Source organism: Shewanella basaltis (assembly GCF_023283885.1).
GTDB lineage: Bacteria > Pseudomonadota > Gammaproteobacteria > Enterobacterales > Shewanellaceae > Shewanella > Shewanella basaltis.
Map to the genome: position 1 here is coordinate 73,825 of NZ_JAKILA010000011.1, position 25,666 is coordinate 99,490.

Annotated in this window: 26 protein-coding genes; 13 read left to right on the forward strand and 13 right to left on the reverse strand. The window is 42.8% G+C overall.

The features are described 5' to 3' along the window. Positions 1-287 precede the first annotated feature (287 nt). Complete coding sequence (locus L2703_RS09815; RefSeq protein WP_248970912.1) at positions 288-821, reverse strand: thioredoxin family protein; 534 nt, start codon at positions 819-821, stop codon at positions 288-290. A gap of 103 nt (positions 822-924) precedes the next feature. Here L2703_RS09815 and L2703_RS09820 point away from each other — a divergent pair, with 103 nt between their 5' ends. After that, the gene (locus L2703_RS09820; RefSeq protein ID WP_248970913.1) at positions 925-1,542 is read left to right on the forward strand and encodes a LysE family translocator; all 618 of its coding nucleotides are present in this window, start codon (positions 925-927) and stop codon (positions 1,540-1,542) included. A 52-nt stretch (positions 1,543-1,594) separates the two neighbouring features. Here L2703_RS09820 and L2703_RS09825 read toward each other — a convergent pair whose 3' ends face one another. Then, on the reverse strand, positions 1,595-1,912 hold the full coding sequence (locus tag L2703_RS09825; protein WP_248970914.1) for a DUF3144 domain-containing protein: 318 nt from the start codon (positions 1,910-1,912) through the stop codon (positions 1,595-1,597). A gap of 245 nt (positions 1,913-2,157) precedes the next feature. Between L2703_RS09825 and ung the strand changes: the two genes are divergently transcribed. After that, a complete protein-coding gene (gene ung / locus L2703_RS09830; RefSeq protein WP_248970915.1) occupies positions 2,158-2,820 on the forward strand; it encodes a uracil-DNA glycosylase in 663 nt (220 codons plus the stop codon). A 180-nt stretch (positions 2,821-3,000) separates the two neighbouring features. Here the strand turns inward: ung and ispB are convergent, their stop codons facing one another. After that, a complete protein-coding gene (gene ispB, locus L2703_RS09835; protein ID WP_248970916.1) occupies positions 3,001-3,972 on the reverse strand; it encodes an octaprenyl diphosphate synthase in 972 nt (323 codons plus the stop codon). 473 nt (positions 3,973-4,445) lie between these two features. Here ispB and rplU point away from each other — a divergent pair, with 473 nt between their 5' ends. The 7 genes from rplU (at position 4,446) to L2703_RS09870 (ending at position 8,808) form a co-directional block, all read left to right on the forward strand. Then, positions 4,446-4,757 (forward strand): 50S ribosomal protein L21, encoded by a 312-nt coding sequence (gene rplU / locus L2703_RS09840; protein ID WP_248970917.1) that lies wholly within the window; start codon positions 4,446-4,448, stop codon positions 4,755-4,757. Positions 4,758-4,773: 16 nt separating this feature from the next. Continuing rightward, on the forward strand, positions 4,774-5,028 hold the full coding sequence (gene rpmA / locus L2703_RS09845; RefSeq protein WP_011621691.1) for a 50S ribosomal protein L27: 255 nt from the start codon (positions 4,774-4,776) through the stop codon (positions 5,026-5,028). Positions 5,029-5,229: 201 nt separating this feature from the next. Further along, positions 5,230-6,396, forward strand: coding sequence for an Obg family GTPase CgtA (gene cgtA / locus L2703_RS09850; RefSeq protein WP_248970918.1), 1,167 nt, complete (start codon positions 5,230-5,232; stop codon positions 6,394-6,396). Positions 6,397-6,416: 20 nt separating this feature from the next. Continuing rightward, positions 6,417-7,175 carry a threonine/serine exporter family protein gene (locus L2703_RS09855; protein ID WP_248970919.1) on the forward strand — a complete coding sequence of 253 codons (759 nt, stop codon included), beginning with the start codon at positions 6,417-6,419 and terminating at the stop codon, positions 7,173-7,175. Next, positions 7,175-7,645: a threonine/serine exporter family protein gene (locus L2703_RS09860; RefSeq protein WP_248970920.1), complete on the forward strand. Its 471-nt coding sequence runs from the start codon at positions 7,175-7,177 to the stop codon at positions 7,643-7,645. The genes L2703_RS09855 and L2703_RS09860 overlap by 1 nt, the downstream gene beginning before the upstream one ends. 178 nt (positions 7,646-7,823) lie before the next feature. Further along, positions 7,824-8,306 carry a type 3 dihydrofolate reductase gene (folA, locus tag L2703_RS09865; RefSeq protein ID WP_248970921.1) on the forward strand — a complete coding sequence of 161 codons (483 nt, stop codon included), beginning with the start codon at positions 7,824-7,826 and terminating at the stop codon, positions 8,304-8,306. 97 nt (positions 8,307-8,403) lie between these two features. After that, a complete protein-coding gene (locus L2703_RS09870) occupies positions 8,404-8,808 on the forward strand; it encodes a DUF3718 domain-containing protein (RefSeq protein WP_248970922.1) in 405 nt (134 codons plus the stop codon). Positions 8,809-9,083: 275 nt separating this feature from the next. Here L2703_RS09870 and L2703_RS09875 read toward each other — a convergent pair whose 3' ends face one another. The 7 genes from L2703_RS09875 to lptD form a co-directional block, all read right to left on the reverse strand. Then, a complete protein-coding gene (locus L2703_RS09875; protein ID WP_248970923.1) occupies positions 9,084-11,105 on the reverse strand; it encodes a methyl-accepting chemotaxis protein in 2,022 nt (673 codons plus the stop codon). Between the two features lie 275 nt (positions 11,106-11,380). Next, complete coding sequence (locus tag L2703_RS09880; RefSeq protein WP_248970924.1) at positions 11,381-12,199, reverse strand: symmetrical bis(5'-nucleosyl)-tetraphosphatase; 819 nt, start codon at positions 12,197-12,199, stop codon at positions 11,381-11,383. Positions 12,200-12,202: 3 nt separating this feature from the next. Next, a complete protein-coding gene (gene apaG, locus L2703_RS09885) occupies positions 12,203-12,583 on the reverse strand; it encodes a Co2+/Mg2+ efflux protein ApaG (protein ID WP_248970925.1) in 381 nt (126 codons plus the stop codon). Positions 12,584-12,637: 54 nt separating this feature from the next. Then, the gene (gene rsmA / locus L2703_RS09890) at positions 12,638-13,444 is read right to left on the reverse strand and encodes a 16S rRNA (adenine(1518)-N(6)/adenine(1519)-N(6))-dimethyltransferase RsmA (protein ID WP_248970926.1); all 807 of its coding nucleotides are present in this window, start codon (positions 13,442-13,444) and stop codon (positions 12,638-12,640) included. Between the two features lie 9 nt (positions 13,445-13,453). After that, entirely contained in the window at positions 13,454-14,437 is a 984-nt protein-coding gene (gene pdxA / locus L2703_RS09895; protein WP_248970927.1) for a 4-hydroxythreonine-4-phosphate dehydrogenase PdxA, read from the reverse strand. Positions 14,438-14,446: 9 nt separating this feature from the next. Continuing rightward, the gene (gene surA / locus L2703_RS09900) at positions 14,447-15,754 is read right to left on the reverse strand and encodes a peptidylprolyl isomerase SurA (RefSeq protein WP_248970928.1); all 1,308 of its coding nucleotides are present in this window, start codon (positions 15,752-15,754) and stop codon (positions 14,447-14,449) included. A 144-nt stretch (positions 15,755-15,898) separates the two neighbouring features. Further along, positions 15,899-18,199, reverse strand: a complete 2,301-nt coding sequence (lptD, locus tag L2703_RS09905; RefSeq protein ID WP_248970929.1) for an LPS assembly protein LptD — start codon at positions 18,197-18,199, stop codon at positions 15,899-15,901. Between the two features lie 144 nt (positions 18,200-18,343). Here lptD and L2703_RS09910 point away from each other — a divergent pair, with 144 nt between their 5' ends. The 4 genes from L2703_RS09910 (at position 18,344) to L2703_RS09925 (ending at position 21,870) form a co-directional block, all read left to right on the forward strand. Continuing rightward, positions 18,344-19,366 (forward strand): aminoglycoside phosphotransferase family protein, encoded by a 1,023-nt coding sequence (locus L2703_RS09910; RefSeq protein WP_248970930.1) that lies wholly within the window; start codon positions 18,344-18,346, stop codon positions 19,364-19,366. After that, positions 19,363-20,043: an N-acetylmuramate alpha-1-phosphate uridylyltransferase MurU gene (gene murU / locus L2703_RS09915; RefSeq protein WP_248970931.1), complete on the forward strand. Its 681-nt coding sequence runs from the start codon at positions 19,363-19,365 to the stop codon at positions 20,041-20,043. Before L2703_RS09910 ends, murU begins: the two co-directional genes overlap by 4 nt. Positions 20,044-20,113: 70 nt before the next feature. Further along, positions 20,114-20,887: a co-chaperone DjlA gene (gene djlA, locus L2703_RS09920; protein WP_248970932.1), complete on the forward strand. Its 774-nt coding sequence runs from the start codon at positions 20,114-20,116 to the stop codon at positions 20,885-20,887. A 29-nt stretch (positions 20,888-20,916) separates the two neighbouring features. After that, positions 20,917-21,870 (forward strand): D-2-hydroxyacid dehydrogenase, encoded by a 954-nt coding sequence (locus L2703_RS09925; RefSeq protein WP_248970933.1) that lies wholly within the window; start codon positions 20,917-20,919, stop codon positions 21,868-21,870. Between the two features lie 94 nt (positions 21,871-21,964). On the opposite strand, the gene purT is transcribed toward L2703_RS09925, so the two are convergent. The 3 genes from purT to L2703_RS09940 all read right to left on the reverse strand — a co-directional run bounded on the left by purT (position 21,965) and on the right by L2703_RS09940 (position 25,519). Next, entirely contained in the window at positions 21,965-23,155 is a 1,191-nt protein-coding gene (gene purT / locus L2703_RS09930) for a formate-dependent phosphoribosylglycinamide formyltransferase (RefSeq protein WP_248970934.1), read from the reverse strand. A gap of 254 nt (positions 23,156-23,409) precedes the next feature. Next, positions 23,410-24,042: a peroxiredoxin-like family protein gene (locus L2703_RS09935; RefSeq protein WP_248970935.1), complete on the reverse strand. Its 633-nt coding sequence runs from the start codon at positions 24,040-24,042 to the stop codon at positions 23,410-23,412. Between the two features lie 175 nt (positions 24,043-24,217). Continuing rightward, complete coding sequence (locus L2703_RS09940) at positions 24,218-25,519, reverse strand: DEAD/DEAH box helicase (protein WP_248970936.1); 1,302 nt, start codon at positions 25,517-25,519, stop codon at positions 24,218-24,220. Between the last annotated feature and the right edge of the window lie 147 nt (positions 25,520-25,666).

The window sequence follows — 25,666 nt, forward strand, 5'->3', positions numbered from 1 at the left end:
GTCTCCGCCGCGCACTTGTATATGAGTCATGGCCAACAATTCGCTGCAAAAACATCCTTGAAAGGTCAACAGGCCCTAGATATTAATACCATTGCGCATTACTAAATGACCACTTTGAATGCGTCTAGCGGTTTTTGATTAAGGCGTCGCTATGTCGTCATGGTTGTTTCTTTTCAAATAGCGAGAATGCAACACAAAGCGTCGAGGGCACTGCGTTGCATGACTTAGAAGGAGAACCACTTTTCATTCAGCCATCTGCCTTAAGCCCTGTAAACTTTAATCACTTATTAACGCGCAATGGTATTATTCACTAAAGCTAAAGCTTTTGGTATGTCATCAATCATCAGTGCTTTTGGCAGTTCTATGCCTTGTGGGTACCCTGGTCCATAAACTTTATTAAATGGTGTACCGGCAACGGCTTGCTGGCCCATATAACGTTCAATAACCTCATCTGATTGAGTCCAATTGCCTTGCATTAATATAATATGTGCTTGGTTAAGTTGGTTTACCACCTGCTCGCGATGCAATACATTGGCCTTATTGGTTTGGCAGGGGACACACCAATCGGCAGTAATATCGACAAACACTGTGTGACCTTGGGATACATATTGTGTAATTTTATCAGGCTCTAGTGCCTGCCAGCGTAACGTTTGATGAGCTAAGTAATTTTCGCCTTTATTAACAAATGCAATGACTCCAGCAAAACACAGGCCCATGAATGCAAGCATAATAATCACAAGTGTTGGGATTGCCTTACCTTTTGTTTTAGCCCAAATGAGACCCACAACAGCAGTAAATAATACCGCCAGTAATATCATCATTAAAATTGTCATATAGTCTGTTATTTATGAGAGTGCAAAGTAAGGTAACATTAGCAGCGCTCGCTTAACTGGCGGTTAAAATTCAACATAAAAAAGAGGTGTTATGACGTTTAGTGCTTGGTTAGGATTGTTGGCAATTTGTTGTTTGGGGGCGATGTCGCCCGGCCCGAGTTTAGCCATGGTAGTAAGACACACATTAAGTGGCGGGAGACTGCATGGTGTGGTTTGCGCATGGGCACATTCTATTGGAATTGGTATTTATGCATTAGTGACCTTATTAGGCTTAGCGGTTGTGCTTAAGGCTTCGCCAGTGATTTTTAATGCCATAGCCTTAATAGGGGCGCTATATTTGGCTTGGATTGGCATACAAGCATTACAGTCTAAAGGGGGAACGCAGCAAACCTTAGCGGCTGGAAAACCAAGTAGCTTATGGGAAGCGGCACGTGATGGTCTTGCTATTTCATTATTTAACCCAAAGATTTTACTATTTTTTTTGGCATTGTTTAGTCAGTTTGTGCTTGCGGCGCAAACTCCTGTCGGGCAAGGCTTGATTGTACTTACCCCATTAGTGATTGATGGATTATGGTATACCATTATTGCTTTTGTGTTATCGCATTCTGCGGTGTTACCTAAGTTACGGGAAAAGTCACAATTGATAGATAGATTATCTGGGGTGGTGTTAATTTTGTTGGCAATAAGAGTTATTTACTCACTATTTTAAGCAATTAAGCCATCAAAGTTGATGGCTTAATTTTTACCGATAAGGCATATCGTTATTCTGATTTAAAGATTTCGACGGCTTCATCTGTTGGTTTTTGCACAGGGATAGGCGGGTTAACAATGTGGTCGTCTAAATTTTCATTGAGCATCGCTTTAAATTCATTTGAAAACCACTCTAGGGCATTGTCTTTTTCAGCGGCTAAATCAGTAGACTTAATTGCAGCTTCAAACGCGTTATAGCGAGCGGCGGCAAATCTCATTGCGGTGCCTACTTTACCAATGTCGTTTTCTTGTTGGCTCAGTTGATTAGCAAGTGCGATAAATTGATCGGCAATTTGGTACATGGTGAGTTCGGTTTTTTGTTCAGACATCAGATCCACTTTGTCGGTGAGTAAGTTTCCCTTGAGTGTAACGATTTCTATTGAAAATATCAGGTAATAAATTGGCGATTGAGATCTCAAGCTATATTGTATTGTTGCTAGTTAGGAACAATGTTAACTCAAAAGTGCTTGTTAACCCCGTTGAAAATAGGCTTGATTTTTTGATGTTGGCTCGTGTTTCTCGTTTTGCCATGGCATCATATTTTTAGGGCCTGTTTATTCAAAGAGGAAGTCACATGGTGACTAGCTGGCAAACTTTCTTAGCACAGCAATCGTGTCAATTCTATTTTCAGCAGCTACAACAATGTATCGCGTCTCAACGCGGGCAGGGAAAAGTGATTTACCCGCCAGAAAATGAGGTGTTTACAGCATTTGATTTAACGCCACTAAATGAGGTTAAAGTGGTTGTGCTAGGGCAAGACCCATATCATGGCCCTAATCAAGCGCATGGACTGTCATTTTCAGTTAAAAAGGGAGTCAAGCCGCCTCCGTCATTAGCAAATATGTACAAGGAGCTCAGTAATGATATTGAAGGCTTTTGTATTCCAAATCATGGAGACTTGTCGGCGTGGGCTAGGCAAGGTGTATTGTTACTCAATACTGTGCTGACAGTTGAGCAAGGGGTCGCTCACTCTCATGCTAAATTGGGCTGGGAAACATTCACTGATGACGTTTTAAGCCTGCTCAATCAGCAGGAACGGCCCATTGTATTCGTGTTTTGGGGTAATCATGCGATAAAAAAAGGTCGTTTAATTACCGCATCACAGCATACCGTATTAACGGGCCCGCATCCGTCACCATTGTCTGCATATCGTGGTTTTTTTGGGTGTGGCCATTTCTCTACCATCAATAAAATATTAGTCGAGCAAGGCGACAGCCAAATTGACTGGCAGGTTTAACGTGGTTGTTAGGATTGGTATTCGCTAGAGAAAAACCACGCAGCGGCAGTTGTCGTCAACGGTATGGGCACAGCAGTTGTTGTCTAACGCACTGTGCCCTCATGGCTGTCGCAAAACCGCACTAATCATTTTGTTAACAGCTTTTTGCTAATGCGGATAGGCACAAGTGCGTTATTGAGGTTAGTTATTACGATTAACTGATAAATGCGCTAACGAAATCAAAGCTTGTTTATAATCACTGTCCGGGAAAATGGCTAACGCATCGATGGCTTTTTGTGCTTCGATTTGGGCCTTTTCTTGGGTATACAATAACGCACCTGATTCATGTAAAGCTGACAATATTTCGTCGATGGCTTTGGTTCCATCACTTTGTTCAATTGCTTCTCTTATCAGTTTTTTTGCTGTTTCAGAACCATGCTCCATGGCATAGATCAATGGCAAGGTGGGTTTACCTTCTGCTAAGTCGTCACCGATGTTTTTGCCCAGTTCGTCGGCATTAGCGGTGTAATCGAGTAAGTCGTCAGTGAGCTGAAATGCTGTGCCTAAAAATTTACCGTAATCACCAAGGGCTTGTTCTTGTTCAGCACTGACATCGGCCAATACGCCTGCAAGTTGTGTTGCGGCTTCAAATAACTTGGCGGTTTTACAGTAAATTACCCGCATGTAGTTTTCTTCGCTGGTATTAGGATCATTACAGTTCATTAACTGTAAAACCTCACCTTCAGCCAGCACGTTGGTTGTATGTGCTAACACTTTAAGCACTTTCATGCTGTCAAGTTCGGTCATCATTTGAAATGAGCGCGTATATAAGAAATCGCCAACCAACACACTCGCGCTATTTCCAAAAAGGGCGTTGGCTGTTTCACGGCCGCGGCGTAATGTTGACTCGTCCACCACGTCGTCGTGTAATAATGAGGCTGTGTGAATAAACTCGATAATGGCTGCAAGTTTGAGGTGATGTTCACCTTTATAGCCAACCGTTTTGGCTGCCAGTACTGATAATAACGGACGTAAGCGCTTACCACCGCCATTGATGATGTAATAACCAAGTTGATTAATCAGGGCTACATCAGATTCAAGTTGTTTATATATCAGCTGATTGACTGCTTGCATATCAGTGTCAGCCAGTTGACGAATGGCGTTTAAATCCATAATAGTCTCTGGTTGTTGGGCGACAGGGTTTGCACCCTTTATTTATTATATCGAATTTGAGCGCATATCTTACAGGATATCGACGCTGTTTTTCAAAGTAAGTATTGTATTAAATAAGTATTTCACAATGCATATTGAGTTACTGCTACCTGTGGCTTATTGCGTTTACTGTTGCCGTGGTTTAACCGTTAAGTTCAACCACAGGGCGAGCCATTAACCTGTGACAGTATTTAGTTAATGACTTTAAGCGTGTCGATAAGCCGGTAATATGGTAGCTAATTTTTAGCAAACGCACATTATCTATTGGTGAATAGTGTGCAGTTATGTGCTCTTTTTTATTTGAATGTGAATTAGGGCTTGCCTGATGATAAATCTTCGCGTAGAATCCGCGCCCATTGTCATTAAAAGTTTTTTAGCACCTAGTCTCGTCAATTATATGAGTTAGTGTGTTAGTCATTTGGAGTAAAATAGCTATGTACGCTGTTTTTCAAAGTGGCGGAAAGCAACACCGTGTTGCTGAAGGTCATACAGTTCGTTTAGAAAAATTAGAAGTTGCTACTGGTGAAACCGTAGAATTCGATCAAGTTTTATTGATTGCTGACGGTGAAACAGTACATGTTGGTGCTCCTTTAGTTGCTGGCGGTAAAGTCGTAGCTGAAGTTGTTGGCCACGGTCGCGGCGATAAAGTTACTATCGTTAAGTTCCGTCGTCGTAAGCACCACGACAAAAAGATGGGCCACCGTCAGTGGTTCACTGAAGTTAAAATCACTGCGATTAACGCATAATTTAGGAGTCTAACTCATGGCACATAAAAAAGCTGGCGGTTCTACTCGTAACGGCCGCGATTCAGAAAGTAAACGTCTTGGTGTTAAGCGCTTTGGCGGCGAATCAGTTCTAGCTGGTAACATTATCGTTCGTCAACGTGGTACTAAATTCCACGCTGGTGTAAATGTGGGTGTTGGTCGTGACCATACTCTGTTTGCATTAACAGACGGTAAAGTAAAGTTTGAAGTTAAAGGTCCTAATAACCGTAAGTTTATTAGCATCGAAGCTTAATTCTTTACTAAGCTAGATCTCGAAAGCCCTGCCTATGGTGGGGCTTTTGTGTTTTTTATATCATTAAACTTCAGTTGATAGTTTAATGATTTTGTTTGTATGCAGTAGGCGATATCGTGATGAATGCTATCTTCAGCGCTTTCCTGCAAATCCCATTCATTTGGGGTTATAATTACAGAATAAGTGGCGTCAGGAGTCAGTATGAAGTTTGTTGATGAAGCGAATATTCGCGTAGAAGCGGGTGACGGCGGTAGCGGTTGCGTAAGTTTTAGACGCGAAAAATATGTTCCAGATGGTGGTCCAGATGGTGGTGATGGTGGCGATGGCGGTAGTGTATATCTACAGGCTAACGAAAACCTAAACACGCTGATTGATTATCGTTTTACTCGTTTCCATATGGCTGAACGAGGATCAAATGGTCGTGGTCGTGATTGTACGGGCCAAGGCGGCGCAGATTTGATTCTTCAAGTGCCTGTGGGTACGCGTGCTATTGATCAAGAAACTGAAGAATCACTTGGTGATTTAACTACCCACGGACAAAAACTGCTTGTTGCTAAAGGTGGTTTCCACGGCTTAGGTAATACGCGATTTAAAAGCAGTACAAATCGTGCACCACGTCAAAAAACACTGGGTACACCGGGTGAAGTTCGTTCACTTAAACTTGAGTTATTGTTGCTTGCTGATGTGGGTTTATTAGGTATGCCTAATGCCGGTAAGTCGACATTTATTCGTGCGGTGTCACGCGCAACGCCTAAAGTGGCAGATTATCCATTTACTACGCTCGTGCCTAATTTAGGGGTTGTTAATCCTCGTCCTGGTCAAAGTTTTGTTATTGCCGATATTCCGGGTCTTATTGAGGGCGCTGCAGAAGGTGCGGGTTTAGGGATTCGTTTCCTTAAGCATCTTGAGCGTTGTCGTATGTTGTTACACATCATCGATATTGAGCCGATCGATGGCAGCGACCCTGTGCATTCAGCTCGCGCTATTGTGGGTGAATTAGAAAAATACTCACCTAAATTAGCCGCGAAACCTCGTTGGTTAGTATTTAACAAAACCGACTTGTTGCTTGAAGAAGAGTTACAAGAAAAAGTAGATGCTATTGTTAAAGCCCTTGATTGGCAGGGTGATGTATATACCATGTCTGCTTATAACCGTACAGGTACTGAAGAGCTAAGTATCAAGATGCTTGATTACATTAAAAGCATTCCTGTGGTTGAAGAAGAAGTTATTGCTGATGAAGACGTTGAGTTTAAATGGGATAACTATCATCAAGGTGCCGACGATGCCTTTAATGAAGATTATGATGACGACTTTGATGATGATTTCGACGATGATGATTATGATGTCGAAGTTATTTACCAACGTTAATTTATTCATTTGAGGACATTGTGTACGCAGATAGCCAAAATGATATAACCCGTCTTGTTGTACGCTGCGCACAGTTACTGTTAGCCTATGGTGCTGAGTCTGATCTTGTTGAAGAGATCAGCCAGCGCCTTGGTAAAGCGTTAGGGCTTGCCAGTATTGAGTTATCGATTTCCTCAAATGCCTTGGTGTTAACAAGCCTTGTACATGGGCGTTGCATCACAACGACTCGGCGTATTCGTGCTCACGGCATTAATATGATGGTCATTTGTGAACTTCAACGCATTTGTATCTTAGCTGAAAAAGGGATTTATGGCGCAAACGAAGTACGACGTCGTTTAGCCCATATAAAACCTAACACTTACCCCGCCATTGCTGTTGTTCCTATGATTGGCCTCTCTTGTGCCAGTTTTTGTCATTTGTTTGATGGTGATCTGATCGCCTGCATCCTAACTTTTTTTGCTTCTTCTATTGGCATGATGGTTAGGTTATTTTTTGCATCTAAGCACTTTAATCTTTTAGTGAATTTTTCAATCACTGCTTTTGTGATTACTGCTATTGCGCAAATTGGCTATGTTTGGCCAATAACAACGACTCCGCAAGCGACGATGGCTGCCAGTGTATTGATGTTAGTTCCTGGTTTCCCATTGATAAATGCCATTTCTGATATGGTTAAAGGCCACATGAATGTTGGTATTTCTCGGTGGGGCCATGCCTCTTTGTTAACTTTGGCGTCGGTGATTGGTATTACGATTGCGATGCAAATGGGCGGAATCTTTTGATGCTGGATTTGTTAAGTGTCTTACTACATGACGCCTTTTTTTCTGCAATACCTGCTGTTGGGTTTGCAATGGTGTTTAATGTTCCTAAGCGGTATTTAATTTATTGTGCAATAGCAGGTGCGATAGGTCATAGCTTTAGAACATTATTGCTGCAATTTTCTATGCCAATAGAGTGGGCAACTTTTGTTGCCGCTGCATTGGTGGGTGTCATCACCATACAGTTTGCAAAACGTCATCTTGCACCACCATTAATGTATGCTGTTGCTGCAATTATTCCTATGGTACCAGGAACCTATGCCTTCAATACTGTGATTGCGCTTATTCAATTAACTGCGCAAAGCCAAGTCAGTCCAGAATTAACTGCCCAGGTGATTCTTAACGGTTTAAAAACGGTGTTTATTTTAGGTGCGCTTGCAGTAGGGCTCGCTTTACCAAGTTTATTGTATTACCGCACTCGACCGATTATTTAATCTGGGGTTGATTCGCTGCATCAAGTTAGTTAAGCAGACAAATGCTAAGGCACAACCGTTAACAATATCTTTGCTCAATGAACTTAATCATTGCAGAGTAAGTTATTAACCCCTTTGACGCTGTCATTGTGGTTATCAGCTCATTTGCCTAAAGCCATTTTACATAAGGATTTTTACAATGCGTATCGCGATGATTGCCGCCATGGCAAATAATAGAGTGATTGGTAAAGACAATAAGATGCCATGGCATTTACCTGAAGATTTACGCCATTTCAAAGCCATGACATTGTCTAAACCTGTGATTATGGGACGTAAAACCTATGAGTCTATTGGACGTCCATTGCCCGGTCGGCATAATATTGTGATCAGTCGTGATAGTCGGTTAGCTATTGATGGGGTGACGTGTGTGACAAGCTTTGAACAAGCCCTTGTATCAGCCGGTGATTGCGACGAAGTTGTTGTCATTGGTGGTGGTCAACTTTACGCACAATTACTGCCTAAAGCCGACGTGTTATATCTGACCATGATAGCGTTAGACGTTGAAGGGGATACCGTTTTTCCTGAGTGGGATGATGGTTCGTGGAAAATTGAGAACTCAGAAACTGCAACAAACGACAAAGGATTGCAATATAGCTTTAACACCTTCGTAAAAAAGTGTTAAATTAATCACGTTTATACCCTGAAATTAATATGCAACTGTAAACTTTACTGTCTACAGTATGTATAGCTATATAACTATAAAGATAAAGGAGTGTCAGATGCGTCTATTGCCTGTGGCTATTGCGGCCCTGATTGCAGCATCTTCTGTGTCAGCCCCTGCTGTTGCCAATACAGATCAATTAGTAGCGAATATTTGTGATTATGTTAAATCTGATGACAAAAATCGTTTGCGTAAAAAGATGAAAGAAAGCCGTGTCAAATTACGTAACCTTTATTCAGGCATTTCTTGTGATGGCAGCAGTTTATTGCGTACTGCCTACAATGCAAATGCGAATGATGTCGGAGAGTTTATCGCAAAACGTATGCCATCGTCTGACCTAGCTGCGCCAGAAGCAGATGGTAAAACCATTCTCGATTGGGCTTCGGCTAATGGCCATGACGGCAGCCCTATAACCGGTGCGATAAAAGGTCGTATTGGTGGTGCTGGCGGTGAAGACGAGTAATCGTTTAAATGATTAAAATGTAGTAAAGATAAAAATACCGATAAGCAATTATCGGTATTTTTTTATGTGTTTTAAAAGACGCTAATGAGCTTTGTATAGCAATCATAATACTATTGACCATTAATTGGTGACCACTCAGAATGCGCTGAGCGCCTTTTGATTAAGGCGCCGCTATATTGTTATGGATATTCCCTTTAAAAAGCGAGAACCTAGCGCAGAAGCTGCTAGGTTCTCATTTTAACTCTCGCAAGTCATCTTATTAACGTGTAATAGTATTACACTTTAAACTCACTTACCGAAGCTTGTAGCTCTTCAGCAAGCATTGCAACTTGATGGCTAGATTGTGCTGTTTGATCGGCTCCGGTGGCTGTCTCTTCTGAAATAGATGCTATATGTTCAAGTTTTTCAGATACCTGTTGGCTCACAATGTTTTGTTCTTGTGCTGCTTGCGCAATATGGTTACCTGAATCGTACGCTCTATGAACTGATTTGCTGATAGTTTCAAGGGCGATGTTAGCTTGTTCATTTTTCTCAACACAGCTATTGGCTTGAGTACGGCCAAGTTCCATTACCGCTACGGCTTCTTGAGTGCCGACCTGAAGCACTTCAATCATTTGTTGAATTTCGCTGGTCGAATGTTGAGTACGCGAGGCGAGGTTTCGTACTTCGACGGCTACAACCGCAAAGCCTCGGCCTTGTTCGCCAGCCCTAGCAGCTTCAATGGCTGCGTTTAGTGCAAGTAGATTAGTTTGATCAGCAATACCACGAATAACATCCAGAATAGAGCCAATTGAGGCGCTGTCTGAGTGAACCTTATTAATTACAATCCCCGCTTTAGCGACTTCTTCAGCCAATGCCAATATGGTGTTTTTACTTTCTTGTGCCAGTGAGCGCATGTGTTGTGCTTCTTGATCGGCTTGTTTGATTTCATTTAAGGCTTGATCCGCACTCATTGAAACCTGTTGTGCACTTGAACTGAGCTCGGTAGTTGCAGTCGCGACCTGATCGACTTGGCTCTTTTGCTCTTGAATTCCAATGGTGGTTTGCGAGGTAATGGCAGAGGTTTGTTCGGCCGCCGCAGCAAGCTGATTGGCTCTGTCCACAATACCCACAATTAGGCTTCGCAAGCTGTCTACGAGGCGATTACAGTTTTTGGCTAACTCAGCAAATTCGTCATAGCCAGAATCATCTAATTTATGAGTTAAATCACCAGAGGCTAATACGTTTAATGCTTGGTTTACTTTCTCTAACGATTTGGTCAATGGGGTGATAACGGCAATGCTGACCACAATGGCAACCACGATAGCAAAAAGCACGACACCAAGGGTTTTATAAAATGCTGAATCAATGATGTTGAGCGCTTCATTGCTGATATCGCCAGCAAAAGTGTCAATCGATTTGGCTAATACGGTCATCTTTGCGTTGACATCTTTTGCCGCAGTTTGAGTATCATTTAATTGCTTGGTTGCAGCAAATTCATGATTAAGCTGTTGCTGTTTTAGGGCAATAATTGAGTTGTTGCCACTGAGTAATTCAAATACCTTGGTGCTTTCGGCTAACAGATCTTCCAAAATAGAACTACTGACCACGCCAGTGCCTTGGCGATTAATGTAGTCGATTTTAGTTCTTGCTTCGCTGACCATGTAATCTAATTCTTTAATGATAAGGTCAAACTTGCTCTGCTCGGTGGCAGCCACTAAATCGTAAATCGTGGTAATAATATTAATCAGGGTGCCATCAACTAAACTGGCTGACGCGGCGAGGCTGCGCTCAGTATCATCTTCGCTGGTTTCTAAGTCGATGACGTCTAAAAGAATGGATGAAGAATCATCAGCGGCATTTTCTAAATTGCTGCGCATTGTTAAGAGTTTTTCTTGCAAGCTAAGTGCACTTTCTCTTTCGTTTAGCATGGTATTTGCGCTAGCTTCGTACACGTTATAACTTTTGGTTAAGCCGTCTAAGGGGGCCGAAAGTAGGGCCTGTTGGCTGACTAAATTACCTAAATTGGCCAAATCTTTTTTAAAACGACTGTCGAGATCGGTCAGTTTTTTCTCGATAGCAGGGATTTTAGATGAATGAGTACTGTAGTAAGCGAGTACCGCTTCGATTTGTTGAGTGCTGAGGTTCTCACTTAAAATGCTGGTTGCCTCTAACGCTGGTAAGCTGACCGTTTTAAGGATGGTTGTGCCGTCCTTGATACTGTTGTTGCTAAAAAGAGTGACAAACCCGAGGACCACAAGTAACAGTGTTACAACGGTAAAACCGCCAATAACTCTGGTCGCTACATTAATTTTCATACAATACTCCGGCTATTATTATTTGATCCTGGTTTTCTTATTAGTCAAATTGAGTGGATTAACAAATGTATGTTTCTCAGGCAAATTTCGTTAATTCTCATATTTTTATCAATCACTTTGTTGTGTCGTAGCCTGCCAGAAGGCTTGGCTGGCTTACACGGACAGTGTTTATTGAAGCTTCACTTTTATTTATAGGGTAGTTTGAGCTTTGCAGCATGACCAGATAATCAATACGAATGGTAATACTATCGGCAAATTGCTACGTTAGTTTAACGTTAAATTAACCTTTTTTGGGTAATTTTTTCATCCTTTTCGAGATGCCACAAAGTGAGATGCTCACCCCAACAGCAACCGGTATCAAGTGCGATAAAATGAGGCTGGTTCGTGTGCCCCATCAGTGCAGCCCAATGGCCAAATATCAGTGTGTTTTGTGGTGCACAACGTGATGGGAATTCAAACCAGGGTTTAAGCTCTGAGGTGGTTTGCTGCTGTGGCGGTGTTTTGCATTTAAAGTCGAGGCGGCCATCTAAGTGTAAAAAACGCATTCTAGTTAAGGCATTGATGCAGTAACGTAAGCGATTAATGCCTTGTAGCTCAGGTGACCACTTAGCAGAATCTTCGGTATACATTTTTGCAATGACTGCGGTTAAATAATCAGGACGTTGCAGTGCTATGCTGACCTGCTTGGCTTCTTGTAATAAGGTGGCCATATCCCATTGCGGCGGAACGCCTGCATGGGTCATGATGATATTGTGTTCAGGCAATGTGCGAACTAATGGTTGTTGTCTTATCCAATCAATTAACACATCGATATCAGGAGCGTTAAGTAATTCGTTAAGATTATCTTGCGGGTGAGGCTTTTTTAATTTGCCATGAAGTGCCAATAAATGCAGATCATGGTTGCCAAGCACCACTTTGGCAGCGTTTTGCAATGATGCAAAAAACCTTAATGTTGCCAACGACTCAGTACCTCTTGCGACTAAATCACCCACTGCCCATAGCTCATCTCTCGATGGACAAAAGTCGACCTTTTGCAAAAGAAAGTTCAACTCAGTAAAGCAGCCTTGGATGTCACCAACAAAATAGTGCGCCATGATTTACTGTAAAATACCTGGTACTGCCAATCTAAATGCTGGAATAGAGGCTAAAAAGCGTTTGCCTTGTGCGTCTTCCATTCCGTAAAAGCCATGCATAAAGCCAACCGGTGTCTCCATCACTGTACCACTGGAATACTGATAGGCTGTATTTGGGCTAATCGTTGGGGTTTCTCCTACAACACCGGGACCTTTTACTTCGCTTTCTTTGCCGTTGGCGTCTGTAATTATCCAATGACGATCTTTGAGTGTGACATTGGTGTCGCCTAAATTGATGATGGTGATGGTATAACTAAAAAGGTATTTATTGTCTGCGGCATCAGATTGTTGTTCTAGGTATTGAGTGTCGACTTTTATTTTTATCGGTGATTCGCTTTGGCTCATTTCACATCCTGTACTAAAACAAAAGGGCATGCTCGTATCGGCATGCCCTTATTATTACTTTTTGTTGTCACACAGTAAATTAGCCATAGCGACATATTGCGGGACACTGATTTGCTCTGGCCGCATGCTGGAGTCAATATTTAATGAGGCAAAATCATCATCAGACAGCATGGCTTTTAAGTTATTACGTAATGTTTTACGGCGCATGCTAAATGCTGCAGAACATAAATGGCGTAACACTGAAACATCTTTACACGGCCAAGGTTTAACTTCATACGGTAACAAACGCACTACTGCTGAATCCACTTTTGGGGGCGGAGTAAAGCAATGTGGGGGCACTTCAAGTACCGGCACAACTTGGCAAAAGTATTGCGCCATAACGGTTAAACGACCATAAGCCTTAGAACCAGGGCTTGCAGAAAGACGTAATACCACTTCTTTTTGCAGCATAAAATGCATTGTTTCTATTTGCTCGGCAAACTCGAACAAATGGAACATCAGTGGCGTTGAAATGTTATAGGGTAAATTACCAAACACTTTCATTTTTTTGCCAGGTTGTTGCAGTGTTGAAAAATCAAATTGCAGCGCATCGCCCTGGTGAATTGTCAGCTTATCTTTAAGGATCGGGTGTTGTTGTAAACGTTCAACTAGGTCACGGTCTAACTCTACCACTGTCAGATTATCAATGGTGTCAGCCACAGGTTCAGTTAATGCACCAAGACCGGGTCCAATTTCAATCATGACGTGATCATTATCAGGCGTAATTGCCCCTACGATACTGCTGATCACACCCTCATCGGTAAGGAAGTTTTGTCCAAAACGTTTTCTGGCCGTGTGGCCTAAGTGTACTTTATTGCTCATTAAAATGGGTTACTTACTTTTTGAAGCCAATTCGATGGCTTTGTTTAATGCACAGGTAAAACTGCCGCTATCCGCTTTGCCGGTACCAGCAAGTTCAAGTGCCGTACCATGGTCAACTGATGTGCGAATATAAGGTAAACCTAAGGTGATATTGACCGACTTGCCAAATCCTAATGATTTAAGCACAGGTAATCCTTGGTCATGATACATGGCCAGCACCACGTCTGCTTGTTCAAGATACTTAGGCTGAAATAGCGTGTCTGCTGGCAATGGGCCAACAATATCCATTCCTTGCTCGCGTAACTCGTTAAGCGCGGGGATCATGGTATCAATTTCTTCACGACCTAAGTGGCCGTCTTCTCCAGCATGTGGGTTTAAGCCACATACATAAATTTTAGGTGAGCCTAAGCCAAATTTACTGACTAGTTCACGGTGTAAAATACTGATGATGTGGTGCAGTCTGTCGCGGGTAATCGCTTTAGAAACATAGGCCAATGGTATGTGGGTTGTCATTAAAGCGACTTGTAAACCAGGCGTTGCTAGCATCATCACTACGTCTGCACAGTTTGCTTGCAGTGCAAAAAACTCAGTATGGCCACTAAATGGAATACCGGCTTGATTAATGATGCCTTTATGAACCGGCCCTGTGACAACGGCATCGAATTCATTAGACATGTTTTTTTCGCCGGCATAGCGAAGTGTATCAACAACATAGGCACTGTTAGCCTCGTTTAATACACCGCATTGGGCAGGCTCAGCGAGGGCAAAGGGGACGATGGTTAATGTGCCAGCGGCTTGAGGTTTTGGTGCTTGTGACGGTTGATAAGGTTTGAGTTGTAATGGCAAGCCAAGCAATTTGGCTCTGCTCATTAGCAAATCAGGGTCGGCACAAACAACTAACTCAGCAGGCCAAGCCTGCTGAGCGAGTTTGATGACTAAGTCAGGACCAATGCTTGCTGGTTCACCTGGAGTAATGGCAATACGTTTAGTCATTGAGCTTGCTTAACCTCGTTGCGTATCTATTGGTTCAATAATTTCGATATAAGCTTCTGAGCGCATTTCATCTAACCAGTTTTGCAATTCTTCGTTAAATTTACGACGGAAAATTAACTGATGAGCGCGGTTACTGTTGAACTGAGCGGTAGCATCGGTTTTGCGTCGTGACTCAAGTTGCACAATATGCCATCCGTGAGTGGTTCTGAAAGGCTCACTGATTTGACCTTCATCTAAGTTAGCAAGAGTTTGCGAAAACTCAGGTACGTATACGTTAGGATCTGCCCAACCTAACTCACCACCTTTAGCACCCGAACCAGGATCTTCTGAATATTGTTTCGCCAACGTAGCAAAGTCGGCTTCGCCACTGCGTAATTGAACTAAGAAGTTATCCAGCATCGCTTTGGCGCGTTCTTCAGATAAAATGGGTGACGGTTTTAACAGAATATGGCGAGACTTCACTTCAGATAATTCTTGAGTTTGAAGGCCACGGGTGTCCATCACTTTAATGATATGAAAACCAGACCCTGACTTGATTGGGCCAATAATGTCACCTTTTTTCGCGCCGCTGACTACTTCAGCAAACAAGGTTGGCATTTCATTGATGTTCATGTAATCCCAAATACCGCCTTCTAGCGCTTTAGGGCCTGACGATGAGGCAATTGCTGTACTGCGGAAATCATCTCCGGCATTTAAGCGTTTTAAAACGATGTCAGCTCGACGGCTAGCGTTTTCTAATTGCTCACTGTTTGGCTCGCTGGGGATTTCAATTAAGATGTGGCCAATTTGGAATTCAACATCTTTTAAGCCTTGCTCTTCAATAAGCTTGACTAGGCCATTGATTTCTTGAGGTGAGACTTGAATTCGGCGTTGTACTTGAATACGTTGAATTTCACCAAGGGTGATTTCTTGACGTAATTGCTCACGGTATTGGCTAAAACTCGTGCCTTCACTTTCGATAGCCTGTTGCATTTGCGCTACCGTCATTTTCTGTTCTTTAGCGATATTTTCTATTGTTTGGTCTAATTGTAAATCACCAATTTGTAACCCAATGCGTTCAGCCATTTGCATTTGTAAATGGGTTAGAATAAGGCGTTCAATTACCTGGGTGCGAAGTGCTTGCTCCGAAGGTAATGTTTGGTTAGCGGCTTTAGCGTTAGCTCTCACAGTGGTAATCATATTGTTGATTTCACTTTCGAGCACAATGCCATCGTTGATTTGCACTGATACTCTGTCTAATGGCACTGGGGCTGCAATACTGTTTTGGCTCATGGCCAATGCAAGTAACGCAAAAATCATTTTTTTACTGTGTTTCATCCACAAAATCCTTGGCACATTCAATTCAATATAAACTGGCAATATATCGCCAAAATAAGGTTACTACTTCATACTCAACAGCATGTTTGTTGTTATTGGACTATGAGTTTATCGCTAGGTTCAGCAATCTATCATAAAAGATAACTAATTCCTCAAGTAAAGTGGCTTACGGTAGTTAAATAAGCCTTCATTTAGCATGTCTGCTACGCCTAACGGACCTGAACCGCCCAGTCCTTTTATCACAAAGTTTAGGTAAACACCGCTTTCAAATTCTTCACTGTTATCTTCAGTGCTCGACAAATCATCGTCATAATTGGTTCTGATACGGTAGTGATAACTGAGGCGAACAGCCCAGCAGCATGACTCGTATTGCACACCTGTATAGGTTTCAATATTGCGAGATTCATTGAGGTCATAATAATAATTACCCACAAAATACAAGCTGTCGCTTAGTGGCCAAGAGGTTCGTAGCCCCGCTTGGGAGATATCGACTTGGTCATTGGTATTGGTATTCAACAGATCAGGCACGTAACGATAACTTAACTGCAATAATTTGTCATTGCTTGGTCTAAAATCTAAGGTAACTTCATTTTTTTTGTTTTCACCGGTTTCGGTGTCATGTTGAACCGAACCGCTGATAAACCAATCGTTATATAACTGTGCATCTAGTTCAGCTGCAAGGACTGATGTAGACGGCGATGTTTCTTCGTATGTTGTATCTAAAGCGACTTTTGATGACTCTAAATACATGATTTGACCAACACTAAACTTAAATTTCTCGCGATTATTTGTGTCAAATAACCGAGTTGTAAACCCAAGGGTAAATTGATTGGCATCAGCAATACGGTCTAAACCAGAGTATTGACGGTCGCGGAACAAACCATAGTAATCTTCTTGAAGTTCAGCGGTGTCGTAAATCCCAATATTAGATTGGTCGTCGTACCCGACATATAGGTATTGAATCTGAGGCTCTAATGTCTGGCGATACTGGCTGTCAAACAGCTGCGCAGCGCGCTCAAAATTGACTTGACCATGTAGGCGCGCCTGAGGAATAGTACGGCTCACCGTGTCGTCTAACGAGCTATCTTCCTCCAGATTTTGTTGCCAGTATTGTGTTTGCATGACTTTGACTTCGCTGGTAAATGACCCAGCAGGGCCTTGAATTGGCCAAATTAAGCTTGGCACTAAATGCAAACGGGTTGCGGTATTGTATTCGTTATCTTGATGGCTGAAATTAGTCAGTTCAGAATTAAACTTAAAATCGATAGAATCAATAAAATCTGCAGTGCGATAGTTAAAGTTAAGCTGTGGCATCACTTGATATGGCTTTTCGTCCTCACCAAGCACTTTAATATCTTGAACACGCATGTTGAAATCCCAGTTACGTTCAAAGTAACTGGCTTCACCAATTCGTGATAACTGGTTATCTGTAGACTGGTTAACATCTGAGTCTAAATCATTGAAGTAATTATTATCAGACACGTCAGTGTAATCTGATCTTACTCGCCAATTTTTGTTAATCGCGCCCTGGTGACTCCAGTGGTATAGGTAACGGTTGGCATTGGTGTCTGAATTATCGTCACTGCCTAGGTATTCCACATTAAACTGGCCGTTTTGCTGCTCACCAGCCAGATAGCGAAATTCTGTTTTGGTATACAAACCACGTGAAGACATAAAGTTGGGAGTAAAAGTTAAATCATATTCTGGCGCGATGTTCCAGTAATAAGGAGTAATGACCTCGATACCGTTAGTGGTACTTGTGCTGAAACTTGGAAACAAAAAACCACTTTTACGTTTGTCCGAAACAGGAACGGTCATGTAAGGAATGTAAAGCACTGGCACATCGGCAATTCTTAATTTTGCATTCCAAATTTCTCCCCACTCTTCAGTGCTGTCGATTTTGATCATGTCGGCTTCAAGTAGCCATGATTCGTCACCGGGCGGGCAGGTTGTAAAGTTAGTTTTGGTTAACAGTAAATTGTTTTCAGAAGTAATTTGTAATTTGCTGGCATCACCATGAACTTGCTGGCCATGAAGCCAGTATTTTGTATTTTGTAGCGTGGCACTGTTGGTGCTCATTTGCGCTTCAAGAGAATCGGCAGTGACAGTGAATAATTCGTCTTTAAAAATTAAGTTGCCATCGGCATTTAAGCGTTGATTTTTTTGATCCAAAATCGCACTGTCGGCTGCAATATGGCGCTGTCCCTGACTAAAACTGACATCACCAATAAATTGTGCTTTGTTGTTAAATGCAGCGTTTGAATAGTCGCTGATAATTACGATTTGCTCGTCATCAATACCCGTTAATGCCGCTCTGTCTTCAAATGAACGAGATACTGGGGGCGTAACAACGCATTGCGATGTCGGCAGCTCGGTCGTTTCTGCTTCTTCAGCAAGAACGATATTGGGGAGTAGGCATAACGCCAGAAAATAACGGATCTGCATTGTTGTCAATAATTTATGATTTCATATTCAGAAAGATTTTTGGAGAGAAAAAGATACTCAGCTAAACAAAACATTCCATTCTTTAGCTGTTTCCAAATGTTATGCTGGCTATAATAAAGCAATTTTTCGTTAAGAGCCATTGAGATGAGTTTAACTGACCCAAGATTTATCGCCTTAAGCCACTGGTTAAATCAATATTTTGCCGAACAAGTGACTCCATACTTGATTTGCGGTGATGCCAGTTTTCGTCGTTACTTTCGCATTGAGCATTTGGGTGAGCATTACATAGTGTCAGACTCACCCATTAACTTAGTGCCAATCGCGCCATTTGTGGCAATGGCAAAGGCATATAAAACCGCGGGGTTATGCGTGCCAGAGGTATTAGCCACTGACGATGAACAAGGGTTTGTTTTACAAACGGATGTGGGCGAAAAACAGCTATTGTCAGTATTAAATCAACACAATGTTGTCGATTATTATCAACAAGCACTCAATTTATTACCGACCATTGCCGGAGTAACGGTCACTGAATTAGGGCCGTTGGCTGACTACGATGGGGCATTTGTACAGCGTGAGTTGGCGATATTTGTTGATTGGTTAGTCAATACACACTTAGGTTACCGGCTGTCGAACAATGAACAGCAAATGATAACCAGTACTTTTGAGGTGTTAACGCAAAGTGCTTTATCTCAACCTAAAGTTGGGATGCACCGTGATTACCATAGCCGTAATTTATTATTGAATGCAAATGCGCTTGCCGTGATTGATTTTCAAGATGCAGTGCTTGGGCCTGTGACTTACGATGCGGTGTCCTTGCTGCGGGATTGTTATGTACGCTGGCCAGATCAACAAGTTGATGAGTTAATGCATTATCACTACGGGTTACTTAAATCGCATCAGTTAATCGACGATACCCTTGACTTTGTGACTTATCGACAATGGTTTGATTTAATGGGAATACAGCGTCACATCAAGGCTGCCGGTATTTTTGCTCGCTTATATCACCGCGATGCCAAGAGTGGGTATTTGGCTGATATTCCATTAACCTTGCAATATATCGTTGATATTGGCAGCCACTACTCGCAAATTACCGCCTTCAGCTCTTGGGTTGAACGCATTATTGTGCCACTGGTTAAACAGCAGTCTGATGCAGGAAATACACTATGAAAGCGATGATTTTGGCTGCTGGGCGAGGTGAGCGCTTGCGACCACTTACCGATACCTTACCTAAGCCATTGGTGAGCGTAGCGGGTAACCCCTTAATAGTGTACCACCTTGAAAAACTGGCAGAGATAGGCGTTAAAGATGTGGTGATTAATCATGCCTGGTTAGGACATAAGTTACCTGAAATGCTCGGCGATGGGCATCAATGGGGGCTCAATATTCAATACAGTGAAGAAGGCGACGCGCTAGAGACCGCAGGCGGTATTAAACGTGCATTACCTTTACTGGGTACTGCACCTTTTTTAGTCATCAATGGTGATATTTACCTTGATAACTTGCCCAATGATCTTCATCGCGCTTACGAGCACATTGTTCAAGGTCATGGGGAGGCATTTTTGTGGTTAGTTGACAATCCTGAGCACCATCCTCAAGGCGATTTTGCAATAGACACAGCAGCACGACTGAGTTTGAAAGAGAATGAAAAACTGACCTTTTCGGGTGTCGGTATTTATCACCCTCAATTTTTTCATGCTGTACCAGAAGGCAAACAAGCGCTTGGGCCTTTGCTAAGAGAGGCTATAACAAACCAACAAGTTATGGGTGCGTATTTAGATACTTATTGGTGCGATGTGGGCACGATAACAAGACTTGAGCAACTCGAAGCTCGGTTACAAGCGTAAATTTAGGCCAGCAAGTTGCGTCTAATATGTTGCAATACAAGAATGAACATTAAACAAAGCGGAAGGTACAATGCGCATTTGGGGTAAAGTTTTTGGGTTTATTATCGGCTTTATGTTTGGTCGGTTTTTTGGTGCCCTTTTAGGATTATGGTTAGGGCATGCTTACGATAAACGTCAGGGGCTGACGTCATTATTGCGTAAAGGCAGCGAACGTCAGGCGATGTTTTTTAATGCAACCTTTGCGGTAATGGGCCATGTGGCTAAAGCGTCTGGTCGTGTGACTGAAAATGATATTCGTATTGCCACCATGCTTATGGATCAGATGAAGCTATCGGGCCAATCGCGCATTGATGCTCAAGATGCTTTTAGGCATGGGCGTCAAGCTGATTTTGATTTGCTCAAGCAGTTAGAGCAATTTCGCCATGTTATTCAAGGACGCGCCGAATTAGCACAAATGTTTTTGGAAATTCAAATTCAGACGGCCCTGTCTGACGGTGAGTTGCATGCCAAAGAGAAACAAATATTGTCGGTTATCGCCAATAAACTAGGCCTAGCAGCACAGCTTGATGCCTTGTTGGCACGATGGCAAGCTGAGTTTAGCCATCATCAATCACCACAAGGCAATAAAATGCCGCTGAACGATGCCTATGTGATGTTAGGTGTGGCCGAGTCTGCTAGCGACCAAGAGATTAAACGCGCTTACCGTAAATTAATGAACGAGCATCATCCAGATAAGCTCGTGGCTAAAGGGTTACCAGAAGAAATGATGGCCTTAGCCAAAACCAAAGCACAGGATATTCAAGCCGCTTATGAGCGTATTAAAACCTCACGCGCAATGCGTTAGCGTTTTGTTTAACAGGGAGTGAACCTAAGATGAAAATAGTGGTTTTAGACGGTTACACACTAAACCCAGGGGATTTAGATTGGCAAGCACTGCAAGCCATAGGTGAAAGTGAGATTTACGAGCATACATTACCCTCTGAAGTGGTAGCACGTTGTGCAGAAGCACAAATAGTGTTGACCAATAAAACCGTGTTAACTGCACACACTCTAAGCCATCTACCGCAACTTAACTATATTGGCGTATTAGCAACAGGTACCAATGTTGTTGATATTCAATATGCTACAGAACACGGCATTTGTGTGACTAATATTCCTGCATACGGCCCTGATGCTGTCGCCCAAATGGTGTTTGCACATGTATTGCACCATTATCAACAGGTGGCCTTACATGATCAGGCCGTAAAATCCGGTCAATGGGTGTCACAGCGAGACTTTTGTTTTACCTTAAGTCCGCTAACCTCGTTAAAGGGGTTAACCTTGGGTGTGGTTGGGTATGGTGATATTGGCCAGCAGGTGGCTAATCTGGGTGTGGCGTTTGGCATGCGAGTGTTAATCACAAGTGGTAAACCTAAAGCCGATTTACCTGGGGCGATAACCTGGTGTGAGCGCGATACCCTGTTTCAGCAAGCTGACATTATTTCACTGCATTGCCCACTTAATATCGCCACTAAGCACATGATAAACAGTAACAGTTTGCGCTTGTTAAAGCCTGGATGTTTATTAGTCAACACTGCCCGCGGCGATTTAATTAACGAAGCCGATTTAGCGCAATGGCTCAATCAACATAAGGGGTTTGCGGCCGTCGATGTATTATCAACAGAACCACCAAGCCCAGACAACCCATTGCTAAGTGCGATTAATATTACCCTAACGCCGCACATTGCTTGGGCAACCTTGCAAGCAAGACAAAATTTACTCAACATTGCTGTAAATAACATAAAGCAGTTCCTGCAAGGGGATGTGGTTAATTGTGTAAACGGCTAAAAGATGTTTGAGGGTTAAGCAACAAAAAGCCGCAATAATTTACGGCTTTTGTTGTATGTATTAAGCGATGTTCGGCAGTTTACGCCTGTATAGGTTAAAACAATACCTTGATGTTGCTGGCGACCTTTGTGGCTTTTTCAATGGCGTTTTCTATGGATGTGTCACGTGCAAGGGCAACACCTAACCGGCGGCGACCATTAATATCAGGTTTACCGAATAAGCGTAATTGTGTATCAGCAGGCGCTAGGGCTTGTGCCATACCTTGGAAACGAATATTGGTTGAGGTGCCCTCGGCTAAAATCACCGCAGAGGCGCTGGGCCCATGTTGAGTAATACTGCTGATGGGCAGACCTAAAATAGCACGCACATGCAAAGCAAATTCTGATAGATCTTGACTAATAAGTGTCACTAAACCGGTATCGTGTGGCCTTGGTGATACTTCTGAGAAATACACATCATCACCTTTTACAAACAACTCAACACCAAATAAGCCAAAGCCGCCTAGGGCTTCAACCACTTTTTTGCTTACGGCTTGGGCTTTTTGTAACACAAGCTCCGACATCTGTTGAGGCTGCCAGGATTCGCGGTAATCACCGTCCTCTTGTCTGTGACCGATTGGGGCGCAAAAGTGAATACCATTAATCGCGCTAATGGTGAGTAGGGTGATTTCATAATCAAATGGAATAAAGGCCTCTACTATTACTCTGCCTTGTCCTGCACGACCGCCTTCTTGAGCATAAGCCCATGCTTTGGCAATGGTATCGCTAGACTTAATGACACTTTGGCCTTTACCCGATGAACTCATTACTGGCTTCACAACACACGGAATGCCAATGTTAGCGACCGCTTGCTCAAACTCTAATTGGCTATCGCAAAAGGCATAGTGTGATGTTGGTAGGGCTAAGGTTTCAGCGGCTAAGCGGCGAATACCTTCGCGGTCCATAGTGAGCTTGGCAGCGTTAGCCGTTGGTACAACATGCAATCCCTGTCCCTCTAATTCGACTAAGGTTTGTGTTGCGATGGCTTCAATTTCTGGGATAACGAGATCTGGTTTTTCTAATTCGATAACCGCTTTGAGCGCCTGGGCATCGAGCATATTAATCACATGAAAGCGATGTGCCACTTGCATTGCTGGCGCGTTTGGGTAACGGTCTACGCCGATAACTTCAATGCCGTAACGTTGTAGCTCAATGGCGACTTCTTTACCGAGTTCGCCACAACCTAACAGCATTGCCTTTATCGTACCTGGGGTGTTTGCTGTACCGAATGTTGTAGGGATTGACATAATGATTAACAGCCTTTGTATAGGGATATTTTTATTTGGCGAACAGTGTAGCGAGATGCGCGCTTAAAAATCCAATACAAAAAGCATTAAATGATGATTTTATTGTATCTTTGGTCACTTTTTGTGATGTCAGATTGTGTTTAATAGCAATAAGTGAGCGATGAGAGGCGCTAAGGTTAGCTGATGTTTGCTATCATAAAACGCCAGCAACCTCCTGTTGCTGGCTCAATGTATCGCAATGACTTAATGATAAACTAGTTAACCAGTAATTCTGCAGCCGTTAAAATTAACTCAGGAGCAGGGCGCACTTTGTAGTTTGGATTAACATATTGAAAGTGAATTAAGCCATTTTTATCGGCCAGATAAACTGCCGGAACAGGTAACACTAGGCGTTTATCACCTTCTGGCGTGGTGAATAGCTCGTTGGTAACAGCAAGACTTGCTGTGTACTTTTGAGTGATATCTGCACTGGTGTAATAGGCCAAACCAAAGGCTTGTGATGCTGCCATTGCGGTGTCAGACAGCAATAAGTAATCGAGTTTTTGATCGTTTATTGACGCCCGCATTTTTTCAGGTGTATCGGGAGAAATCCCCACTAGCTGAAAACCCATTTCAATCAGTTTAGGTTCAATTGCCTTTAATTGACCCATTTGTGAGTTACAAAATGGACACCAACCGCCACGATAAAAGAAGAAAATGGTTGGCTTTTGTGCCACAAGTTTGTCCAGTGCAACCGCTTTGCCATTAACATCTTGTAAGGTGATGGCTGGTATTTGATGGCCATTGAGCAGTGGCATGACATTGTTTTCGTCAATAGCAATAGGTTTAGCGATACTGGCAACGCTGGCTAACAATAACGAGGTGGTGATAAGCAGTTTTTTAAACATGGTAAGTCCTTGTGTTGTTGTCCTGAAGAATTCGATGTCACAAAAGTACGTATAAGTTACAAAACCAGACCTGCCAATGACAGTAATAATTTCATTCAAGAGCAAAAAAGGCGCCGAAGCGCCTTTTTGTTTGCCGACCCTTTATCGTGGGTAGGTAAAATATATCGAACTGAGGTTACTTAATTTTTTTGTATTTAACAGCGCTGGTCGTTTTACCCACTTTCACACGACGACCGTCCATGTTTTTCTCTGCAATCATCTGTGCGCCAACATTGTCGCTACGTTGTTGTTTTTTGGCAAAGCTACGACGTTTTTCAATTTGTTTAAGCAACATCTCACGACTACCTACCTCATAACCTGGTACGGTAATGCGGCGAATTTTTTGACCTATGAGTTTTTCAATATCTGCCAGTGTGCGCTCTTCTTCACGGCTAACAAACGAGATCGCCACGCCTGTTTTCCCCGCTCGACCTGTGCGGCCTATACGATGCACATAATCTTCAGCCAAGAACGGTAAATCGTAGTTAACCACGTATTCAAGGTTTTGAATATCAAGGCCGCGAGCAGCAACTTCGGTGGCGACCAATACCCGCAATTTACCTTCGACAAACTCACGTAAAGCGCGACGACGGCTACCTTGTGCTTTTTCGCCGTGAACTACGCCAGAGGTAATTCCGTCTAGGTTTAGCTCCTTTACTAAGGTGTCAGCGGCATCGCGCGTGGCAGTAAATACCAATACTTGGCGCCAGTTTTTAGTGCCAATCAGTTCAGACAGTAATTCACGTTTGCGGCGTTGTTCAACCGGGTAAATAACTTGGCTGATTGTTGCTGCGGTGGTGTTTTGTTTATCTACCGTGATCACTTTAGGTCTATCGAGCATGTCATTAGCTAACTTTTTCACTTCGTTTGAGAAAGTTGCAGAAAACAGCATATTTTGACGTTTTTTGTTTACCGCTTGAAGGATTTTTTGAATGTCGGCGCTAAAGCCCATGTCAAGCATGCGGTCAGCTTCATCAAGCACTAAAAACTCGACGTTAGATAAACTTAAATTACAAGCAACAATATGCTCAAGTAAACGACCAGGAGTGGCAACAATCACGTCTGCTCCGCGTTTGAGCTTTTGTGACTGGCTGTCCATTTTCACCCCCCCATAAATGGTTAATACCGTCACATTGAGGTGTTTACTGTAAGCGCTGATGTTGTCGGCAACTTGTGCGGCCAGTTCACGTGTCGGCGTTAAAATAAGAGTGCGAGTATTAGACGGTAAGGTGTCTTTTGGGTTTTCGCACATTTTTTGCAATATGGGTAAAGCAAAGGCTGCGGTTTTGCCTGTACCGGTCTGGGCGCTTGCTAAGACATCTTCACCACGGCGTATGGCCGGTATCGCTTGTTTTTGCACGGGGGTCATTGATTGATAACCGCACTCAGCGATCGCGCGTAATATTTCTGGGGCGAAGCTAAAAGATTCGAATTTCATGGTGCGGTTCCTGTATGTACATCAAAACAAAGCGATTTAGTTGCGTCTAGCGTGCTAGCTGAACAAGGTAAATCTGGATAATTTAGGTCGTTAGCGTGATTGAATTGGCTAAACTCATGCTTAACAGTGTTGTTAACTTATTTAGGA

Excerpts from the sequence above, each read along its gene's own strand:
- folA (WP_248970921.1), top strand. The coding sequence starts at position 7,824 with ATGCGTATCGCGATGATTGCCGCCATGGCAAATAATAGAGTGATTGGT.
- surA (WP_248970928.1), bottom strand. The coding sequence starts at position 15,754 with ATGAAACACAGTAAAAAAATGATTTTTGCGTTACTTGCATTGGCCATG.
- rpmA (WP_011621691.1), top strand. The coding sequence starts at position 4,774 with ATGGCACATAAAAAAGCTGGCGGTTCTACTCGTAACGGCCGCGATTCA.
- murU (WP_248970931.1), top strand. The coding sequence starts at position 19,363 with ATGAAAGCGATGATTTTGGCTGCTGGGCGAGGTGAGCGCTTGCGACCA.
- L2703_RS09825 (WP_248970914.1), bottom strand. The coding sequence starts at position 1,912 with ATGTCTGAACAAAAAACCGAACTCACCATGTACCAAATTGCCGATCAA.
- lptD (WP_248970929.1), bottom strand. The coding sequence starts at position 18,199 with ATGCAGATCCGTTATTTTCTGGCGTTATGCCTACTCCCCAATATCGTT.
- djlA (WP_248970932.1), top strand. The coding sequence starts at position 20,114 with ATGCGCATTTGGGGTAAAGTTTTTGGGTTTATTATCGGCTTTATGTTT.
- pdxA (WP_248970927.1), bottom strand. The coding sequence starts at position 14,437 with ATGACTAAACGTATTGCCATTACTCCAGGTGAACCAGCAAGCATTGGT.
- cgtA (WP_248970918.1), top strand. The coding sequence starts at position 5,230 with ATGAAGTTTGTTGATGAAGCGAATATTCGCGTAGAAGCGGGTGACGGC.
- L2703_RS09820 (WP_248970913.1), top strand. The coding sequence starts at position 925 with ATGACGTTTAGTGCTTGGTTAGGATTGTTGGCAATTTGTTGTTTGGGG.
- ispB (WP_248970916.1), bottom strand. The coding sequence starts at position 3,972 with ATGGATTTAAACGCCATTCGTCAACTGGCTGACACTGATATGCAAGCA.
- L2703_RS09935 (WP_248970935.1), bottom strand. The coding sequence starts at position 24,042 with ATGTTTAAAAAACTGCTTATCACCACCTCGTTATTGTTAGCCAGCGTT.
- L2703_RS09870 (WP_248970922.1), top strand. The coding sequence starts at position 8,404 with ATGCGTCTATTGCCTGTGGCTATTGCGGCCCTGATTGCAGCATCTTCT.
- L2703_RS09860 (WP_248970920.1), top strand. The coding sequence starts at position 7,175 with ATGCTGGATTTGTTAAGTGTCTTACTACATGACGCCTTTTTTTCTGCA.
- L2703_RS09910 (WP_248970930.1), top strand. The coding sequence starts at position 18,344 with ATGAGTTTAACTGACCCAAGATTTATCGCCTTAAGCCACTGGTTAAAT.
- L2703_RS09815 (WP_248970912.1), bottom strand. The coding sequence starts at position 821 with ATGATGATATTACTGGCGGTATTATTTACTGCTGTTGTGGGTCTCATT.
- ung (WP_248970915.1), top strand. The coding sequence starts at position 2,158 with ATGGTGACTAGCTGGCAAACTTTCTTAGCACAGCAATCGTGTCAATTC.
- apaG (WP_248970925.1), bottom strand. The coding sequence starts at position 12,583 with ATGAGCCAAAGCGAATCACCGATAAAAATAAAAGTCGACACTCAATAC.
- L2703_RS09925 (WP_248970933.1), top strand. The coding sequence starts at position 20,917 with ATGAAAATAGTGGTTTTAGACGGTTACACACTAAACCCAGGGGATTTA.
- rplU (WP_248970917.1), top strand. The coding sequence starts at position 4,446 with ATGTACGCTGTTTTTCAAAGTGGCGGAAAGCAACACCGTGTTGCTGAA.
- L2703_RS09875 (WP_248970923.1), bottom strand. The coding sequence starts at position 11,105 with ATGAAAATTAATGTAGCGACCAGAGTTATTGGCGGTTTTACCGTTGTA.
- rsmA (WP_248970926.1), bottom strand. The coding sequence starts at position 13,444 with ATGAGCAATAAAGTACACTTAGGCCACACGGCCAGAAAACGTTTTGGA.
- purT (WP_248970934.1), bottom strand. The coding sequence starts at position 23,155 with ATGTCAATCCCTACAACATTCGGTACAGCAAACACCCCAGGTACGATA.
- L2703_RS09940 (WP_248970936.1), bottom strand. The coding sequence starts at position 25,519 with ATGAAATTCGAATCTTTTAGCTTCGCCCCAGAAATATTACGCGCGATC.
- L2703_RS09880 (WP_248970924.1), bottom strand. The coding sequence starts at position 12,199 with ATGGCGCACTATTTTGTTGGTGACATCCAAGGCTGCTTTACTGAGTTG.